Genomic DNA, 18020 nt, shown 5'->3' on the forward strand with positions numbered 1-18020 from the left:
GATGAAAAAGTTATTTACGATGAATGAATTGACTATAACTGACATTGAAAAAATATTACATGAGGCTGAAGGATTTGCCAACGGATCTGGCTGGAATCCTAAACAGCAGACCACAGTTGCCAATCTGTTCTTTGAACCAAGCACACGAACAAAATCAAGCTTTGAAATGGCTGAAAGAAAACTGGGTCTTGAGGTCATTCCTTTTGATGCGGGTACATCATCCGTGTTAAAAGGGGAAACCTTATATGACACTGTTAAAACGTTCGAAGCAATAGGCGTCAATGCCTTGATCATCCGTCATGAGCAGGATAATTATTTTGACGAGTTGAAAGAGAAAATCGGTATTCCGATAATCAATGCAGGGGATGGATGCGGAAATCATCCAACCCAGTCATTACTTGACTTATTGACGATAAAACAAGAGTTTAAAAGTTTCGAAGGTCTGAAGATTGCGATAATCGGGGATGTGAGGCATAGTCGGGTTGCAAAATCGAATGCAGAAGCATTGACTCGTTTAGGAGCGAATGTCGTATTTTCAGGTCCGCCTGGATGGTTTGACAGAACCAACAGTTTAGGAAGATATGAAGACATCGATCAAGCGATGGCGACATCGGATGTAGTCATGCTGCTTAGAATACAGCATGAAAGGCATATCGAAAAATACGACCAGGCAAATGGAGATTATCTGGAGAATTTTGGTCTGACCAAACAACGTGAAAAAAATATGAAACCGGGTGCGATCATCATGCATCCTGCACCAATAAACCGTGGTGTTGAAATAGACAGTGAATTAGTCGAATGCAGCCGCTCAAGAATTTTTAAACAAATGGAAAATGGCGTGTTTATAAGAATGGCCGTATTGAAAAATGTGCTTGAACAATCCGAAGGGGGAATCAACCATGAAAACTGTAATCAAAAATGGAGTATTGCTAGATAATCAAAATTCATTCAAAAAAGCAGACATTGAAATAGAAGGAAAGGTCATCACAAAAATCGGCGAGAACTTATCAACGGAAAATTGTAAGGTTGTTGACGCTGAAGGGTTACTTATTACATCAGGGTTTATTGACCTGCATGTCCATTTGCGCGAACCGGGCGGTGAACATAAGGAAACAATCGCAAGTGGAACGCTTGCAGCGGCAAGAGGCGGTTTCACTACGGTAGCGGCAATGCCTAATACAAGGCCAGTTCCTGATACAGTGGAAAATCTTGAAGCTCTTAACCGGAAAATTGAAGAAACGGCGCATGTCAGGGTCCTCCCTTATGCATCCATAACGATTAGGGAAGCCGGCAAGGAGTTGACCGACTTTTCTTCATTAAAACAAACGGGTGCTTTCGCCTTTACGGACGATGGCGTAGGAATTCAAGAAGCCGGGATGATGTTTGAAGCGATGAAACGGGCAGCCGCACAGGATATGGCCATAGTCGCTCATTGTGAAGATAATAGCTTGATCAATAAAGGCTCCGTCCATGAAGGAAGATTCTCAAAGGAACAGGGGATCAATGGAATTCCGTCAGTATGTGAAGCTGTACATATTGCCCGGGATATCCTCCTTGCGGAAGCGGCAAACTGTCATTATCACGTTTGCCATATATCCACGAAGGAATCGGTTAGAACGGTGAGGGATGCCAAACGTGCAGGTATTCGTGTCACAGCCGAAGTTACACCGCATCATTTATTATTGTGTGAAGATGATATACCGGGACTTGATACGAATTATAAAATGAACCCGCCATTAAGGGGGCGTGAAGATCGGGACGCGCTGATAGAAGGACTGCTTGACGGAACAATCGATTTTATAGCAACAGACCATGCACCGCATGCGGCTGATGAAAAAGCGCAGGGAATGCAGCTAGCTCCTTTCGGAATAGTGGGATTGGAAACGGCTTTCCCGTTGCTTTACACCGAATTGGTTAAAAAGGGCGTCATAACATTAAAGCAATTGGTCGATTTCCTGACGGTCAAACCAGCTGAAAGTTTCTCGCTTCCTTATGGAGAGCTAAAGGAAGGTGCTACGGCCGATATCGTGCTCATCGATTTGGAAACGGAAAAAGGAATTAATAATGAAGAGTTTGCTTCAAAAGGAAAAAATACACCTTTTAATGAAAAGAAATGTTATGGCTGGCCAGTCATGACGATTGCAGAAGGAAAAACAGTTTGGGAAAAAGGACGTGTTCAAGGATGAAAAGACAACTAATTTTAGAAGACGGTACGGTTTTCCTTGGGGAAGCATTCGGAGGGGACGTAGAAAAAATAGGTGAAGTCGTTTTTAACACAGGAATGACAGGATACCAGGAGATTCTATCCGATCCATCTTATTGCGGTCAAATCGTTACACTTACGTATCCATTGATCGGAAACTACGGGATAAACCGGGATGACTTTGAATCCATAAATCCGGCGATATCAGGATTCGTCGTTAAGGAAACAGCAGAACTTCCTTCAAACTGGCGAAACCAATCATCTCTTGATGAATATCTGAAAATGAAGAACATACCTGGAATAAGCGGAATCGATACGAGAAAGCTGACAAGGATCATCAGGAAATCTGGTGCACTTAAAGGAGCGCTCTGCAATATCAATAAAGATGCCGAAGAGGTTGTTTCCCAATTGAGAGCAACGGTAATTCCTTCTAATCAAGTGAAACAGGTTTCAACAAAAACACCTTATTCAAGCCCGGGCAGAGGCCCGCGGGTAGTTCTTGTAGACTATGGCATGAAGCATGGGATTTTACGTGAGTTAACGAAGCGGGGCTGTGATGTCGTGGTTGTGCCTTATAACGTTACCGCTGAGGAAGTGATGCAATATCACCCAGATGGTGTGATGCTTTCAAACGGTCCTGGAGATCCGAAAAGTGTTCATGAAACGCTTGAAATGATCCGTACAATCCAAACGGAAGTGCCGTTATTCGGAATCTGTTTAGGACATCAATTATTCGCACTTGCAAACGGGGCGGATACGGAAAAATTAAAATTCGGTCATCGAGGTTCTAATCATCCGGTTAAAGACCTTCGTACCGGGAAGATATCCATCACATCTCAAAATCATGGATACACAGTCGAAGAGCTTTCCATTAAAAAGACTGATCTTATTGTGACACATACAGCATTGAATGACGATACGATTGAAGGGCTGCGCCATAAAAAATATCCGGCCTTCACCGTACAATATCACCCGGAAGCATCACCAGGACCGGAAGACGCCAACTACTTATTCAATGAATTCTTACAAATGATTGAAGCTGCAAACACCAAGGGGGAAAAAACATGCCAAAACGCACTGATATAAAAAGCATCCTAGTAATTGGTTCCGGTCCGATCGTCATCGGACAGGCCGCCGAGTTCGATTATGCAGGAACCCAAGCATGTATAGCCTTAAAAGAAGAAGGTTATCGAGTGATCCTGATTAACTCTAACCCGGCTACAATCATGACAGACAGTGAAATGGCCGATGCGGTTTATATCGAACCGATCACATTGGAATTTGTCAGCAAAATCATTCGTAAAGAGCGTCCAGATGCACTATTACCTACCCTGGGCGGACAGACTGGATTGAACATGGCAGTCGAGCTTGCCGAAGCAGGAATCCTTGAAGAATGCAATGTGCAAATTCTTGGAACGAAACTTTCCGCTATCCAACAAGCCGAAGACCGTGACCTTTTCCGTACCCTAATGAACGATCTTGGGGAACCAGTACCTGACAGCGACATAATTCATAATTTGGCAGAGGCTTATACATTCGTGGAACGAGTCGGTTATCCGGTCATTGTTCGTCCGGCCTTCACGCTTGGCGGAACAGGCGGTGGGATTTGTGATAACGAAGAGCAGCTGATCGAGATTGTTGAGGGTGGCCTGAAAAGCAGTCCGGTTCACCAATGTCTGCTTGAGAAGAGCATTGCCGGTTGCAAAGAAGTGGAATATGAAGTGATGCGTGATTCCAATGATAATGCAATTGTCGTTTGTAATATGGAAAACTTCGACCCTGTAGGTGTCCATACAGGCGATTCAATAGTTGCCGCACCAAGCCAAACATTAAGTGACAGAGAGTATCAAATGCTTAGAAATACGTCTTTAAAGATTATCCGTGCCTTGAAAATTGAAGGTGGGTGCAATGTTCAGCTTGCGCTTGATCCGAACAGCTATCAATATTATGTCATTGAAGTGAACCCTAGGGTCAGCCGTTCGTCAGCACTTGCTTCAAAAGCAACAGGATATCCAATTGCGAAGCTAGCAGCAAAGATAGCCGTCGGTTTAACGCTTGATGAAATGATGAACCCTGTCACAGGCAAAACCTATGCGAGCTTCGAACCGGCACTAGACTATGTAGTTACGAAGATTCCGCGTTGGCCTTTCGATAAGTTCGAGAGCGCAAATCGCAGGCTTGGGACACAAATGAAAGCGACCGGAGAAGTTATGGCAATCGGCCGTACATTCGAAGAATCCATCTTAAAAGCTGTACGTTCCCTTGAAGCAGGTATATACCATCTTGAATTGAATGACGAGTTTGAGGATGGAAAAATAGAGAAGCGGATCCGAAAAGCGGGAGATGAACGATTATTCTATATCGGCGAAGCATTAAGAAGGGGGAAAACGATCGAAACCATTCACGAATGGAGCCAGATCGATTTATTCTTCTTGCACAAGTTGAAAAAGATAATCGACTTTGAGAAGGAGCTTCAAGAACATTCTTTTGATCGTGAAGTTCTGCAAAAGGCTAAAGAACTAGGGTTTTCTGATAAAACGATCGCAGAAATTTGGGAAGTTCCCGAAATTGACGTCTATGAGTACCGGAAACAACAAGGGATCATCCCTGTTTACAAAATGGTCGATACATGTGCTGCGGAATTCGAATCGGAAACACCGTATTTTTATGGGACATACGAAGATGAAAATGAATCCATCGTTACTGAAAAGAAAAGTGTCATTGTCCTGGGGTCTGGCCCAATTCGTATAGGACAAGGTGTAGAGTTTGATTATGCTACAGTACATTCAGTATGGGCCATCAAAGAAGCTGGGTATGAAGCGATTATCATCAACAACAATCCCGAAACAGTTTCGACGGATTTCAGTATCTCCGACAAACTTTACTTCGAACCATTGACTCTTGAAGATGTCATGCATGTCATCGATTTGGAAAAACCAGAAGGGGTCATTGTCCAGTTTGGTGGACAGACGGCGATTAACCTTGCAGATGGTCTTGTTGAAAGAGGAGTGAAGATCCTTGGTACTTCACTTGAAGACCTGGATAGGGCGGAAAACCGTAATAAGTTCGAAAAGGCACTTAAGGATTTAGACATTCCGCAGCCGAAGGGTAAAACCGCAACATCGGTTGATGAAGCGATCGTCATTGCTGAAGACATTGGTTACCCGGTATTAGTAAGGCCTTCGTATGTACTCGGGGGAAGAGCGATGGAAATCGTTTATAAACAAGAGGAATTACTGCATTACATGAAAAATGCTGTGAAGATAAATCCAGATCATCCTGTCCTGATAGATCGCTACTTAACAGGTAAGGAAGTCGAAGTTGATGGAATTTCCGATGGAGAAACGGTCGTAATCCCAGGAATAATGGAGCATATCGAACGTGCCGGCGTCCATTCCGGTGATTCGATTGCAGTCTATCCGCCTCAAAATCTAACGGAAAAACAAAAAGAAGTAATCATAGACTATACGACAAGATTGGCAAAAGGCTTGAATATAGTTGGTCTCTTGAACATTCAATATGTCATCAGCAATGAAGAAGTGTATGTCATTGAAGTAAATCCACGTTCGAGCCGAACCGTTCCATTCTTAAGTAAAATTACGAATGTGCCGATGGCTAACTTAGCAACCAAGGTCATCCTGGGCCATTCACTTAAAAGCCAGGGGTATGAATCCGGATTAGTGCCAGAACAAACTGGGGTCTATGTAAAAGTTCCGGTCTTCTCTTTTGCAAAATTAAGAGGTGTGGACATTTCACTCGGACCTGAAATGAAATCGACTGGTGAAGTAATGGGAAAAGATAGCACACTTGAAAAGGCTTTATATAAAGGGCTGGTCGCTTCCGGCTTCAAGATTGAGGGGCATGGTTCGGTATTATTGACGATATCTGATAAAGATAAGCAAGAAGCGCTTCTTTTAGCAAAACGCTTCCATAATATCGGTTTCAAGCTGATAGCCACCAGCGGAACTGCTGCCTTATTGGAGCAATCCGGAATACCGACTGCGATTGTTGGTAAAATTGGCGAAGAAGGCACAAACCTCTTGGATGTTATCCGAAACGGGGAAGCACAATTCGTCATAAACACTTTGACCAAAGGGAAGCAGCCGGAACGCGATGGTTTTAGAATCCGACGTGAATCGGTTGAGAATGGAGTAACATGCCTTACATCCCTCGATACGGCAGAGGCCATTTTAAGAGTGATAGAATCCATGACCTTCTCGGCAGAGGCAATGGGAAAAACGGAAAAAAGTCGTGAGGTGAGCCATATATGATCAAGAAGGAAAGAATGAAGGTGTTAACTCATAAAGAACTGGCCCCATCCATCTTTGAACTTACTCTTCAAGGAGAACTGGTTTCAGAGATGAAACAACCAGGCCAGTTTGTCCAAGTCAAGACAACAGAAGGCACAGAGCCATTGTTAAGACGCCCGATTTCAATTTCTTCTTATAACAGCAGTGAAAAACAGTTCACGATGATATACCGGGCTGAAGGTAAAGGAACGACGCTGTTATCACAGCGTAAACAGGCAGAAGCGGTCGATATCTTAGGTCCCCTTGGCAACGGATTCCCTGTTCATGAAGCGAAAAAAGGCGAAACGGCATTATTGGTTGGTGGTGGGATTGGTGTCCCACCCCTGTATCAATTATCAAAAATGTTGGTTGCAAATGGTGTCAGGGTGATCCATGTATTGGGCTTCCAGACCAAGTCAGCCATCTTTTACGAGGAAGAGTTCAGTGAATTAGGTGATACCCATATTGCCACAGTGGATGGTTCATATGGGACAAAGGGATTTGTTACGACTGTGATTGACAACCTGGAACAGGAGTTTGCAACGATCTTTTCATGCGGGCCTACACCAATGCTAAAAGCATTGGAAGCGGGCTATCGTGAAAAAAAGCTTTACCTGTCCCTCGAGGAAAGGATGGGGTGCGGCATCGGTGCTTGCTTTGCCTGCGTATGTCATACAGGGGATGATCCAACTGGTTTCAGTTACAAAAAGGTATGCAGCGATGGACCCGTATTCCGGGCAGGAGAGGTGGTATTATGAGCAGGCTTTCAGTTGAGTTACCAGGATTACACTTGAAAAATCCAGTCATGCCAGCATCTGGATGCTTTGGGTTCGGCCGTGAATACAGTCAATTTTTTGACTTGGATATTCTTGGGGCGATCATGATTAAAGCGACCACTCCTGAGCCGAGGTTCGGTAACCCGACTCCGCGTGTTGCGGAAACCTCTTCGGGAATGCTGAACGCTATCGGTCTGCAGAATCCAGGTTTAGAAAAAGTCATCAGTGAAGAACTGGCTTGGTTAGGTGGATATGATGTCCCTATCATCGCTAACGTTGCGGGTTCACAAATAGCTGACTATGTAAAGGTTGCCAGTGACATAAGTAAGGTGGGGAATGTAAAGGCACTCGAATTGAATATCTCTTGTCCGAATGTTAAAGAAGGAGGCATAGCTTTCGGTACGGTACCGGAAGTTGCCAAAGAGGTAACCAAGGCGGTCAAGGAAGTATCTTCGGTTCCTGTATATGTGAAGCTTTCACCGAATGTCAGTAATATTGTGGAAATGGCCAAAGCTGTAGAAGAAGGCGGGGCTGACGGGTTGACAATGATAAACACATTAGTCGGCATGCGTTTGGATTTAAAAACCGGCAGGCCGATTCTTTCGAACAGAACGGGTGGGTTATCTGGTCCTGCAATAAAACCTGTTGCGCTCCGGATGATTTATGAGGTGAGCCAGCAAGTGTCGATTCCAATAATCGGAATGGGCGGAATCGCTACAGCAGAAGATGTCATTGAATTTTTCTATGCAGGTGCCAGTGCTGTTGCGGTGGGAACCGCCAACTTCGTGGATCCCTTTGTATGCCCGACCATCATCGAAGAATTACCGAAATTGTTGGATGAGCTTGGGTTTGACCATATTTCAGAATGTACCGGAAGGAGCTGGAAGCAGAATGAAGCAGTCACTAATTATCGCCCTTGATTTCCCGGACCTCATTCAAACGGAAAGATTTTTGAGTCAGTTCCCCTCCGAAAAACTCGCTGTAAAAGTGGGGATGGAATTATTTTATCAGAATGGACCAGCAATTATTTCTTACGTAAAAGAGCAAGGCCATGATGTGTTTTTGGACTTGAAACTTCATGATATTCCGAATACGGTCAAAATGGCCATGACAGGCTTGGCAACTTTAGGAGCTGACATGGTCAATGTACATGCTGCGGGTGGTCAAAAGATGATGGAAGCAGCTATGGAGGGTCTTGATAAAGGAACGTCAGCTGGAAAAAAACGTCCTTTATGCATAGGGGTTACCCAACTGACAAGCACGTCGCAAGAACAAATGAACGTTGAGCAAAACATTGCCGGTTCTCTGGAGGACTCGGTCCTCCATTATGCAAAGCTTACTCAACAGGCAGGATTGGATGGCGTTGTCTGTTCCACTCATGAAGTAAAGAACATACATGAACGCATCGGACTTGAATTCTTAACAGTCACACCTGGAATCCGAAGTGCAGGTGGACAGACGCATGATCAAAAGAGAATTGCCACGCCTGAACAGGCAAGGGATTTTGGAGCGGATGCCATCGTTGTCGGGAGAGCCATAACGGGAGCTAAAGATCCATTAAAGGCCTATTTGGATATGAAAGCAGCTTGGGAGGGAATTTCATGTTAAATCAAAAGATAGCTGAACATTTATTGGAAATAAAAGCAGTGTACCTACAGCCGAATGACCCCTTCACTTGGGCATCTGGAATTCAATCACCGATTTATTGCGACAACCGCTTGACCCTTTCGTACCCAGAAGTCCGGAAGGAAATAGCGGAAGGGTTGAAAGGATTGATTGAACAGCATTTCCCTGAGGCTGAACTGATCGCAGGCACAGCAACTGCCGGCATTCCTCATGCAGCTTGGGTGAGTGAAAAATTAAATGCACCCATGTGCTATGTTCGCTCCAAAGCTAAGGAGCACGGAAAGGGCAATCAAATCGAAGGCCGAGCTATTCCAGGACAAAAAGTTGTAGTTGTGGAAGACTTGATTTCAACCGGAGGCAGTGTAATTACTGCTGTTAACGCACTAAAAGAAGCTGGCTGTGAGGTTCTTGGAGTCGTTTCGATCTTTACTTACGAATTGGAAAAGGGAAAAGAAAAATTCAATGCTGAGGGTATCACTAACCATTCGTTGAGTGACTACTCGACTTTGATAAAAGTCGCAAATGAAAAAGGGTATATCACAGCAGATGAATTGGAAAAGCTAAAAAAATGGCGGGAGAATCCGGCAGATACTGCTTGGATTTCAGCATGAAAATGGAGGTGGCCCAATCACTCAGGATTGGGTCACCTCTATTTTTTTACCATTCAATCCTTTACTTCTTCCTTTAAGCGAATGACAATATCGGCATCTGGAGTAATATACAAGGTTTGCTGCTGATCATAGATCACGAAACCAGGCTTTGAGCCATTCGGTTTCTTAACATGGCGAACTTGTGTAAAGTCAACGGGCACTGAGCTCGATTGCTTTGCTTTACTGAAGAAAGCTGCTAATACGGCCGCTTCTTTAATCGTTTTTTCACTTGGTGATTCATTTCGAATCACTACATGTGAGCCAGGGATATCTTTGGTGTGAAGCCAAATCTCATCACGGCGTGCGAACTTATTCGTTAGGTAATCATTTTGTTTATTATTTTTCCCAACAAAAATGAGATCTCCATCGGTAGCATAATATGTTTCAAGCTGAGGTTTTGCATTGGCTGGCTTTTTCATGCCTTTTTTCTTTTTTTGCCGGATGTAGCCTTCTTCCTGAAGTTCTTCGCGAATCTCCTCTATATCTTTGGGGGAAGCTGATTGGAGCTGCTGATGCAAGGCATCAAAGTAGGCCAATTCCAATTTTGATTTTTCGATTTGCTCTTGAACGACACCGACTGCATTTTTAGACTTTTGGTATCTCGAGAAGTACTTTTGTGCATTATCGGATGGATTTTTTAATGGATCAAGCGGGATGATGACCGTACCTTGTTCTTCATCATAATAATTGACGACTTCAATTTCCTTCATGCCTTTTTTCATTTGATATAGATTAGCTGTAAGCAGCTCACCGAACAACTGATACTGTTCCCCGCGTTCCGTATCTTTTAATGTTCGTTCAAGCTTCCCGATTTTTTTTGAGTTCTTTTCCATTTCATTAGTAATGAAACGTTCTACATCCTGGCTCTTTTGCTTAACCCGATCACGTTCTGCCTTTCCGAAATAATAACGGTCGAGCATCTCGCTTAATGAAGAAAAAGTACGCTGTTTTCCTGTCAGATGCTCTAGTGAAAGCATATAAAAAACTTCTTTATTGCCATCTTGTTTGATCGTCGCGGCATAGTTATGTTCTGAGATTTCTTGGATAAGCCCTGAAAAAGCTGATGGAAGGGTGGTGCTGTTGGCCAATCCAGCCCGGTAAACGGCTTCCTTTGCAGCTAAAGGTGAAATTCCTGAAAAATGGGCAACAAGCTGTTTATCTAGTTTTCCTGCATTGAAGTCAATATTCTTCCTGATATCGTCCTCCGTAGCATTGAAGGGATTATCCTTTTCTTGTGCGGGTGGCACCTTATATTCCTGGCCGGGCAATATCGCCCGATAGCTGTTCACTGCATAGGAAACATGCTTAATGCTATCTAAAATCATATTCCGTTCTTTATCGACTAAAACAATGTTGCTGTGACGCCCCATGATTTCAATGATTAACTGCTTTTGGGAAACATCTCCAAGCTCATTGCGGCCTTTCACCTCAAAGATGATCATCCTATCAAGTTCATATTGATAAATATCTTCTATCGTATAGCCTTCGAGGTGCTTCCTAAGAAGCATACAGAACATGGGTGCTTCTTTAGGATTCTCATAACTTTCTTCGGTCAATTGCACCCTTGAATAACTTGGGTGGGCTGATAATAAGAGTTTATGGTTCTTACCTCCAGCACGAACAACCAGTATTACTTCATTTTTATAAGGCTGATGTACCTTATTGATTCGTCCACCTTTTAATATAGAAGCGATTTCTTCCGTCATCGCTTTCGTAAATAATCCATCAAATGACATTCTATTTTTACTTCCTTTACATAAGATTTTCTATGATACTAAATTCTGCAGGGCGTTATCGATGTATCAGGATCGGCCCATTTTAACTGTATTCACTAATTCAGTTGAACTGGGTGAAAAGCTGGAGTTGCAGTTCAGGAATATTGAATGGATGCGATTTTAATAGATTCGTGAGATTAATTACAAAGTTTGTCCATTCATTATATTATCCGGATCGTTCTTCTTTCCGCAATTCTGTTTAATTATAGCATTATTTTGGACGAGTCTGAATAATCATGGAAGAAGAGCAGGTTGTTTTATGTATCGGTAAGCGGGCAGGTGTTGTTGGATGAGTAAAGCGAGAGCGCCTGTTGAGATGGATACAGGAGCCTATTTCATTCTATTCAAAGGGATGTGTGATACTTGATGGAGTTCAGGAAAATGAATAATCAAGAAATGGAGAAAGCGCTTCAAACAAACGTTACACACGGTTTGGACGATGATGAAGTAAAGGACAGGCTGCGAAAGAATGGCTTTAACGAATTGAAGGAAGGTGAAAAACAGTCAGCCATTCTGTTATTTTTCGCACAATTCAAGGATTTCATGGTCATAGTTTTACTTGCCGCGACCTTAGTCTCCGGGATTTTGGGCGAATATATCGATGCGATTGCCATCATGGCTATTGTTTTTTTGAATGGATTACTTGGTTTTTTTCAAGAACGGAAGGCTGAAAAATCCCTGGATGCCCTAAAGGAAATGGCAGCGCCGCAGGTCAACGTACTTCGGGATGGACACTGGCTGAAAATCCCTTCGAGAGAAGTTGTTGTGGGGGATATTCTGAAGTTTTCGAGCGGTGACCGAATTGGTGCCGATTTACGGATCGTCGACCATTCAAGCCTTGAAATTGAAGAGTCTGCCCTTACCGGTGAGTCACTCCCGGCTGTTAAATGTTCTGATCCATTGATGAATGAGGTCGAAGGTATCGGTGATCAGGAAAATATGGCTTTTATGGGAACGATGGTTACAAGAGGGAATGGAGTTGGAATCGTAATCGCTACAGGAATGAATACGGCGATGGGAAAGATTGCGAACCTCCTGCAGACTGCAGAAACAAAAGAAACACCTCTTCAAAAGCGATTGGAGCAGTTAGGGAAAATTTTGATCGTCACGGCTTTAATATTAACCGTGATCGTGGTGCTGACTGGCGTCATTCAAGGACATGACCTCTATACGATGTTTTTAGCCGGGGTATCTTTGGCTGTTGCGGCGATTCCCGAAGGCTTGCCAGCCATTGTTACTGTAGCCTTGTCTTTGGGCGTACAACGTATGATCAAACAAAAAGCGATAGTCCGCAAGCTTCCTGCAGTAGAAACGCTTGGCTGTGCAACGGTAATTTGCTCAGATAAAACAGGTACACTGACGCAAAACAAAATGACGGTGACGAAGGTTTGGAGTGGGGGGAAAACTTGGGATGTCGGCGGGACTGGTTATAATCCTGTCGGTGAGTTTTCTTTAGAGGGAGTTTCAGTTGCTCCGAAAAACCAAAATGCCTTGCTTCAAATAATTACATTCGGCATGCTCTGTAACAAAGCTGAGTTAAATGAGAATGGCAAACGATATATTTTAGAAGGTGATCCGACAGAAGGGGCGATGTTGGTCGCGGCAATGAAAGCGGGTTTGACAAGGGAACACTTATCTAAGCGGTTTACGGTAGTCAAGGAGTTTCCATTCGACTCGAGCCGCAAAATGATGAGTGTCATAGTGAAGGATGATAAAGATAATCATTTTGTCATCGTAAAAGGGGCCCCTGACGTATTGATCGCCCAGAGTGACACGATTCTATGGGAAGGAAAGTCGGAAATATTGAATCGCGAGAGTAAGGAAAGGGTGCAACAGGACATGAATGAGCTTGCCTCACAGGCACTTCGAATGATTGCTGTTGGTTATAAACCCCTTCCCAAAGGAACGATTTTACTTCATGAAACAGAAGCTGAGCGCAATTTGACCTTTATGGGACTGCAGGGCATGATTGATCCCCCCCGCCCAGAAGTGAAGCAGGCAGTTAAGGAATGCAGGGATGCTGGGATCAAAACAGTCATGATAACTGGTGACCATGTAATAACCGCAAAGGCAATAGCTAAAGAACTTGGTATTTTAAAAGGAAAAGACCGTGTACTTGAAGGAAAGCAATTGGCTGGTATGGAAGTTGGGGAACTTGAGGAAGTTGTTGAAAGTGTGTCGGTATTTGCCCGCGTTTCCCCAGAACATAAATTAAAAATCGTAAAAGCCTTGCAAAATAAAGGACATGTCGTCGCAATGACAGGGGATGGTGTCAATGATGCACCTGCGATAAAATCAGCGGATATAGGTATATCAATGGGTATAACTGGGACTGATGTCGCTAAGGAAGCATCTTCCTTGATATTGGTTGACGATAATTTTGCCACCATTAAATCGGCCATCAAAGAAGGCAGGAATATTTATGAAAACATCAGGAAGTTCATCCGTTATTTGCTTGCTTCCAATGTTGGGGAGATTTTGGTCATGTTTTTTGCGATGCTATGTGGCTTGCCATTACCTTTGATACCAATCCAGATTTTATTCGTGAACCTTGTTACGGACGGTCTGCCTGCGATGGCGTTGGGCCTGGATTCCCCAGAAGAAGATGTAATGAAAAGAAATCCAAGAAATGCAAACGAAGGTGTTTTCGGACGAGGGCTTGGCTGGAAGATCATCTCACGCGGTTTTCTGATTGGTATTTCTACATTGATAGCATTTTATGTGGTATATCGTGCAAATCCGGGTAACCTTGCTTATGCACAAACAATCGCGTTTGCAACCCTGGTACTAGCTCAGCTAATACATGTTTTCGATTGCAGAAGTGAACGTTCGATCTTCTCGAGAAATCCATTCGGTAATTTTTATCTAGTGGGGGCAGTACTGTCCTCCCTGTTATTAATGCTAGCAGTCATGTATGTGCAGCCTTTGCAAACCATCTTCCACACTGTACCGATTTCAGGAAGGGATTGGCTATTGGTAATAGGAATGTCATCCATCCCAACTTTTTTACTGGCTGGAACCTTTTTAGCAAGAAAAGCACAATGAAATATGATATAATCTTTAAGGTGGTAGAGTTTTGCTCTATTGCCTTTTTATTTTTGTAGTATTTTATTTGTAAGCTAAAGTTTTCATGCTGTAGCTAATATATAATGAATGTTAACGCGAAATTACTACATTATGCTTGATAGGATGTGGAACCATGGTTACCAGTATGACGGGCTATGGAAGAGAAGAAGCGGAAAACGAACAGGTCAAGGTTTTTGTCGAGATTAAGACGGTGAACCATCGTTTTTGTGAATATACGATTCGAATGCCGCGCCAGCTTTTGGTTTTGGAAGAAAAGGTGAAGAAAAAGGCGAATCAATACATAAGAAGAGGACGAGTGGAAATCTTCATTACGGTGGAAGGTGAGAGCCTGGTTGCCAAAAAGGTGAAGATCGATTGGGAGCTTGCTGATCAGTATGTGGGATTGATGGATGAAGCCAAGGGAAAATACAATCTGGAAAGTTCCATTACCTTACAGGATTTACTGCAACTTGAATCGATTTTCATGACGGAAGAAGTACCTGCAGTTCCTGCCGATTTGGAAGCCTTGTTATTGAAGGCTGTCATGGGGGCATTGGAAAACCTGAAAAAAATGCGGACTCTGGAAGGTCAGGAACTTGCCCTGGACATGAAATACCAGCTTGAAAAGTTTGGTGAGATTGTTGTAGGGCTCAAAAACTATGCACCTTCAGTCGTCGAGAAATATAAAGCCCGGTTGGAAATCAAACTAGCCGAGTTGACAGAAGGATTGATTGAAGATAGCCGTATTGTGACAGAAGCGGCCATTTTTGCCGATAAGTGTGATATAAACGAAGAACTGACCAGACTCGAAAGCCATGTACAGCAATTTTCAAGGACGCTTACCCATAGTGAACCAATTGGAAGAAAACTCGACTTCCTTGTCCAGGAAATGAATAGGGAAGTTAATACGATTGGATCAAAGGCAAATGATTCGGCCATTACCAAAGATGTGGTGGAAATGAAAAGTCTGCTTGAAAAATTAAAAGAACAGGTTCAAAATATCGAGTAGTCGGTTTATGATGAACCTAACAAGGTGACAATAGAAATATGAATGGGGGACAAAAATGTCAATTAAGCTCATTAATATTGGCTTTGGCAATATCGTTTCCGCAAACCGGATCGTATCCATCGTGAGTCCTGAGTCTGCTCCGATTAAAAGGATTATCCAAGATGCCCGAGACCGCGGATCCTTAATAGATGCTACATATGGTAGAAGAACCAGGGCCGTTATAATTACAGACAGCGACCATGTTATCTTATCTGCCGTTCAACCGGAAACGGTTGCCGCACGGCTTCAAGATAGAGATGACAGCGTAGAAGAGGGGTAACTGAAACAATATGAGAGAAAAAGGTTTATTAATCGTTTTATCCGGTCCATCCGGTGTTGGTAAAGGAACAGTAAGGAAGGCGATTTTTTCTCAGCCTGGAACGGCATTTGAATATTCAATTTCGATGACGACACGGCTGCCCCGCCATGGGGAAGTTGACGGAGTGGACTATTTCTTCAAAAAACGCGAGGAATTCGAAGCATTGATCGCAGAAGGCAAATTGCTAGAATATGCAGAGTTCGTCGGGAATTATTATGGAACGCCCGTGGATTATGTCCGTGAAACAATTGATTCCGGAAAAGATGTATTTCTGGAAATTGAAGTTCAAGGAGCTAAACAGGTCCGGGAGAAATTCCCTGAAGGACTTTTCATTTTCCTTGCTCCTCCAAGCTTGACCGAACTCGAAAGCCGCATCGTTACTCGCGGAACCGAGACGGAGGAAGCGATAAAAGGACGGATGAAAGTGGCCAAGGAAGAAATAGAACTTATGGATCTTTATGATTATGTTGTTGAAAATGATCATGTGGATGCTGCATGTGCCAGAATTAATGCAATTGTAATTGCTGAGCATTGCCGTCGGGAAAGAGTTGCAGTTTTATATAAAAAAATGTTGGAGGCGGAATAAACTATGTTATATCCATCAATTGATTCGCTATTACTTAAAATCGATTCTAAATACTCGCTTGTATCAGTGGCAGCTAAACGTGCAAGGGAAATGCAAATTAAAGATAATTGCCTTATAGCCAAACCGGTTTCCCATAAATCCGTAGGTCGTGCCCTAGAAGAAATTCATACCGGTAAATTGACTTACGATAATTCTTACGAAGAAAACTAAGAGAACAAATAAGCTTGACCCATCGGGCCTGACACCCTAAAGCAAACAGGATGCGTTACATTTGGAAAGTTGCTTCCTTCCTGCGGCCAAGGTGTCAGGCCTGTTTGTTTTGATTTCTCAAAGATAACGATGCCATTGATGAAGCAGGCATAGATATGAAATTTTTAAGGAAATCCATAAGTTATTGCGCATTTCAAATGAAATATCTTCAGTTATCGTTCATAATTAATAAAAATAGAATGTATAGTTAGGGGAAATTTGCATGCTTATCGATAAAAAAGTACTTCTTTGTGTCACCGGCGGGATTGCTGTATTTAAGGCTGCTGCCCTGACAAGTAAATTAACTCAAGAAGGTGCGCATGTTAAAGTGATCATGAGTGAATCGGCACGAAAGTTCGTGACGCCGCTTACTTTTCAAGCACTTTCGAGAAATGATGTGTACACAGATACATTTGATGAGAAGGATTCTTCAGTCATTGCCCACATCGACTTGGCTGATTGGGCTGACATTATCCTAGTAGCTCCAGCTACAGCGAATGTCATTGGCAAGTTAGCCAATGGAATCGCGGATGATATGATCACGACCACACTTCTGGCAACAGTGGCACCTGTTTGGGTGGCGCCTGCAATGAACGTGCACATGTACGCCCACCCGGCGGTTCAGAAAAACATGGAGACACTTCGTACGTTCGGATATCAATTCATTGAACCAGGTGAAGGGTATTTGGCTTGCGGTTATGTAGGAAAAGGACGATTGGAGGAACCGGAAACGATCGTGGCACATCTCATTCATTATTTTGGTGAACGGAAATCACAGCCTCAGCTTCTTAAAGGAAAGAAATATTTGATAACGGCAGGGCCGACTCGTGAAGCAATCGATCCGGTGCGTTACGTGACGAATCATTCCAGCGGAAAAATGGGATATGCCCTAGCTGAACAGGCAATTGAATTGGGCGCTGAGGTGACATTGATCACTGGCCCTGTGAACTTGACGCCGCCTTCCAAGGCCAGAGTAATACCAGTGGAATCGGCAGCAGATATGTATGAAGCGGTTTTCGGTCAGTTCGATTCCAGTGACGTTGTAATCATGACGGCTGCGGTGGCAGACTATAAACCGAAGAATTATCATGCTCAAAAGATGAAAAAGCAGCCAGGGGAAAATGTAATTGAATTTGAACGTACAAAGGATATCCTTAAGGAACTTGGTGAAAATAAAACCCATCAGATTTTGGTAGGCTTTGCGGCTGAAACGAACAATGTTGAAGAATACGCAAGAGGGAAATTAGTGAAAAAGAATGCAGACATGATCGTTGCCAATAATGTTACCGTCGCTGGGGCAGGATTTGGTACGGATACGAACATCGTGACCATTTACGATAAAAATGGAAGTGCTACAGAACTTCCAAAAATGAGTAAAGCGGATATAGCTAAAAGCATCCTGGCAGAAGTATCTCGCATGCAAAAGGAATGAT

15 protein-coding genes are annotated in these 18020 nt (G+C 43.3%); 14 read left to right on the top strand and 1 reads right to left on the bottom strand.

The window, feature by feature from the left end; genetic code table 11:
* Position 1 precedes the first annotated feature (1 nt).
* Genes SB775_RS00795 through pyrE form a run of 8 tightly spaced genes read left to right on the top strand, consistent with a single transcriptional unit; the run spans position 2 to position 9505 of the window.
* Complete coding sequence (locus SB775_RS00795) at positions 2-937, top strand: aspartate carbamoyltransferase catalytic subunit (RefSeq protein WP_089362420.1); 936 nt, start codon at positions 2-4, stop codon at positions 935-937.
* Positions 900-2186 (top strand): dihydroorotase, encoded by a 1287-nt coding sequence (locus SB775_RS00800; RefSeq protein ID WP_410860260.1) that lies wholly within the window; start codon positions 900-902, stop codon positions 2184-2186. The genes SB775_RS00795 and SB775_RS00800 overlap by 38 nt, the downstream gene beginning before the upstream one ends.
* A complete protein-coding gene (locus SB775_RS00805) occupies positions 2183-3289 on the top strand; it encodes a carbamoyl phosphate synthase small subunit (RefSeq protein ID WP_061462350.1) in 1107 nt (368 codons plus the stop codon). Before SB775_RS00800 ends, SB775_RS00805 begins: the two co-directional genes overlap by 4 nt.
* The gene (gene carB, locus SB775_RS00810) at positions 3268-6474 is read left to right on the top strand and encodes a carbamoyl-phosphate synthase large subunit (RefSeq protein ID WP_410860261.1); all 3207 of its coding nucleotides are present in this window, start codon (positions 3268-3270) and stop codon (positions 6472-6474) included. Before SB775_RS00805 ends, carB begins: the two co-directional genes overlap by 22 nt.
* A complete protein-coding gene (locus SB775_RS00815) occupies positions 6471-7250 on the top strand; it encodes a dihydroorotate dehydrogenase electron transfer subunit (protein WP_089362424.1) in 780 nt (259 codons plus the stop codon). The genes carB and SB775_RS00815 overlap by 4 nt, the downstream gene beginning before the upstream one ends.
* Positions 7247-8188: a dihydroorotate dehydrogenase gene (locus SB775_RS00820; protein ID WP_061462353.1), complete on the top strand. Its 942-nt coding sequence runs from the start codon at positions 7247-7249 to the stop codon at positions 8186-8188. The genes SB775_RS00815 and SB775_RS00820 overlap by 4 nt, the downstream gene beginning before the upstream one ends.
* The gene (pyrF, locus tag SB775_RS00825; protein WP_061462354.1) at positions 8160-8876 is read left to right on the top strand and encodes an orotidine-5'-phosphate decarboxylase; all 717 of its coding nucleotides are present in this window, start codon (positions 8160-8162) and stop codon (positions 8874-8876) included. The genes SB775_RS00820 and pyrF overlap by 29 nt, the downstream gene beginning before the upstream one ends.
* The gene (gene pyrE / locus SB775_RS00830) at positions 8870-9505 is read left to right on the top strand and encodes an orotate phosphoribosyltransferase (RefSeq protein ID WP_061462355.1); all 636 of its coding nucleotides are present in this window, start codon (positions 8870-8872) and stop codon (positions 9503-9505) included. The genes pyrF and pyrE overlap by 7 nt, the downstream gene beginning before the upstream one ends.
* Before the next feature lie 53 nt (positions 9506-9558).
* On the opposite strand, the gene SB775_RS00835 is transcribed toward pyrE, so the two are convergent.
* Positions 9559-11280 (bottom strand): Rqc2 family fibronectin-binding protein, encoded by a 1722-nt coding sequence (locus SB775_RS00835; RefSeq protein ID WP_061462356.1) that lies wholly within the window; start codon positions 11278-11280, stop codon positions 9559-9561.
* Positions 11281-11685: 405 nt separating this feature from the next.
* Here SB775_RS00835 and SB775_RS00840 point away from each other — a divergent pair, with 405 nt between their 5' ends.
* From SB775_RS00840 to coaBC, 6 genes are all read left to right on the top strand, one after another.
* Positions 11686-14364 (top strand): calcium-translocating P-type ATPase, SERCA-type, encoded by a 2679-nt coding sequence (locus SB775_RS00840; RefSeq protein ID WP_089362502.1) that lies wholly within the window; start codon positions 11686-11688, stop codon positions 14362-14364.
* 154 nt (positions 14365-14518) lie between these two features.
* Positions 14519-15394 (top strand): YicC/YloC family endoribonuclease, encoded by an 876-nt coding sequence (locus tag SB775_RS00845; RefSeq protein WP_061462357.1) that lies wholly within the window; start codon positions 14519-14521, stop codon positions 15392-15394.
* A 55-nt stretch (positions 15395-15449) separates the two neighbouring features.
* Complete coding sequence (gene remA, locus SB775_RS00850) at positions 15450-15713, top strand: extracellular matrix/biofilm regulator RemA (protein WP_034313813.1); 264 nt, start codon at positions 15450-15452, stop codon at positions 15711-15713.
* A gap of 10 nt (positions 15714-15723) precedes the next feature.
* Positions 15724-16338, top strand: coding sequence for a guanylate kinase (gmk, locus tag SB775_RS00855; RefSeq protein ID WP_061462358.1), 615 nt, complete (start codon positions 15724-15726; stop codon positions 16336-16338).
* A gap of 3 nt (positions 16339-16341) precedes the next feature.
* Positions 16342-16548, top strand: a complete 207-nt coding sequence (rpoZ, locus tag SB775_RS00860; protein ID WP_089362426.1) for a DNA-directed RNA polymerase subunit omega — start codon at positions 16342-16344, stop codon at positions 16546-16548.
* A gap of 262 nt (positions 16549-16810) precedes the next feature.
* A complete protein-coding gene (coaBC, locus tag SB775_RS00865) occupies positions 16811-18019 on the top strand; it encodes a bifunctional phosphopantothenoylcysteine decarboxylase/phosphopantothenate--cysteine ligase CoaBC (RefSeq protein ID WP_410860263.1) in 1209 nt (402 codons plus the stop codon).
* The last annotated feature ends 1 nt before the right edge of the window (position 18020 follow it).

The sequence above is a fragment of the Peribacillus sp. SIMBA_075 genome, from assembly GCF_046534585.1.

Coding starts and splice junctions, on each gene's coding strand:
- SB775_RS00840 (WP_089362502.1), top strand. CDS start 11,686: ATGGAGTTCAGGAAAATGAATAATCAAGAAATGGAGAAAGCGCTTCAA.
- SB775_RS00805 (WP_061462350.1), top strand. CDS start 2,183: ATGAAAAGACAACTAATTTTAGAAGACGGTACGGTTTTCCTTGGGGAA.
- remA (WP_034313813.1), top strand. CDS start 15,450: ATGTCAATTAAGCTCATTAATATTGGCTTTGGCAATATCGTTTCCGCA.
- pyrF (WP_061462354.1), top strand. CDS start 8,160: ATGAAGCAGTCACTAATTATCGCCCTTGATTTCCCGGACCTCATTCAA.
- SB775_RS00815 (WP_089362424.1), top strand. CDS start 6,471: ATGATCAAGAAGGAAAGAATGAAGGTGTTAACTCATAAAGAACTGGCC.
- SB775_RS00800 (WP_410860260.1), top strand. CDS start 900: ATGAAAACTGTAATCAAAAATGGAGTATTGCTAGATAATCAAAATTCA.
- SB775_RS00835 (WP_061462356.1), bottom strand. CDS start 11,280: ATGTCATTTGATGGATTATTTACGAAAGCGATGACGGAAGAAATCGCT.
- pyrE (WP_061462355.1), top strand. CDS start 8,870: ATGTTAAATCAAAAGATAGCTGAACATTTATTGGAAATAAAAGCAGTG.
- SB775_RS00795 (WP_089362420.1), top strand. CDS start 2: ATGAAAAAGTTATTTACGATGAATGAATTGACTATAACTGACATTGAA.
- coaBC (WP_410860263.1), top strand. CDS start 16,811: ATGCTTATCGATAAAAAAGTACTTCTTTGTGTCACCGGCGGGATTGCT.
- carB (WP_410860261.1), top strand. CDS start 3,268: ATGCCAAAACGCACTGATATAAAAAGCATCCTAGTAATTGGTTCCGGT.
- SB775_RS00845 (WP_061462357.1), top strand. CDS start 14,519: ATGGTTACCAGTATGACGGGCTATGGAAGAGAAGAAGCGGAAAACGAA.
- rpoZ (WP_089362426.1), top strand. CDS start 16,342: ATGTTATATCCATCAATTGATTCGCTATTACTTAAAATCGATTCTAAA.
- gmk (WP_061462358.1), top strand. CDS start 15,724: ATGAGAGAAAAAGGTTTATTAATCGTTTTATCCGGTCCATCCGGTGTT.
- SB775_RS00820 (WP_061462353.1), top strand. CDS start 7,247: ATGAGCAGGCTTTCAGTTGAGTTACCAGGATTACACTTGAAAAATCCA.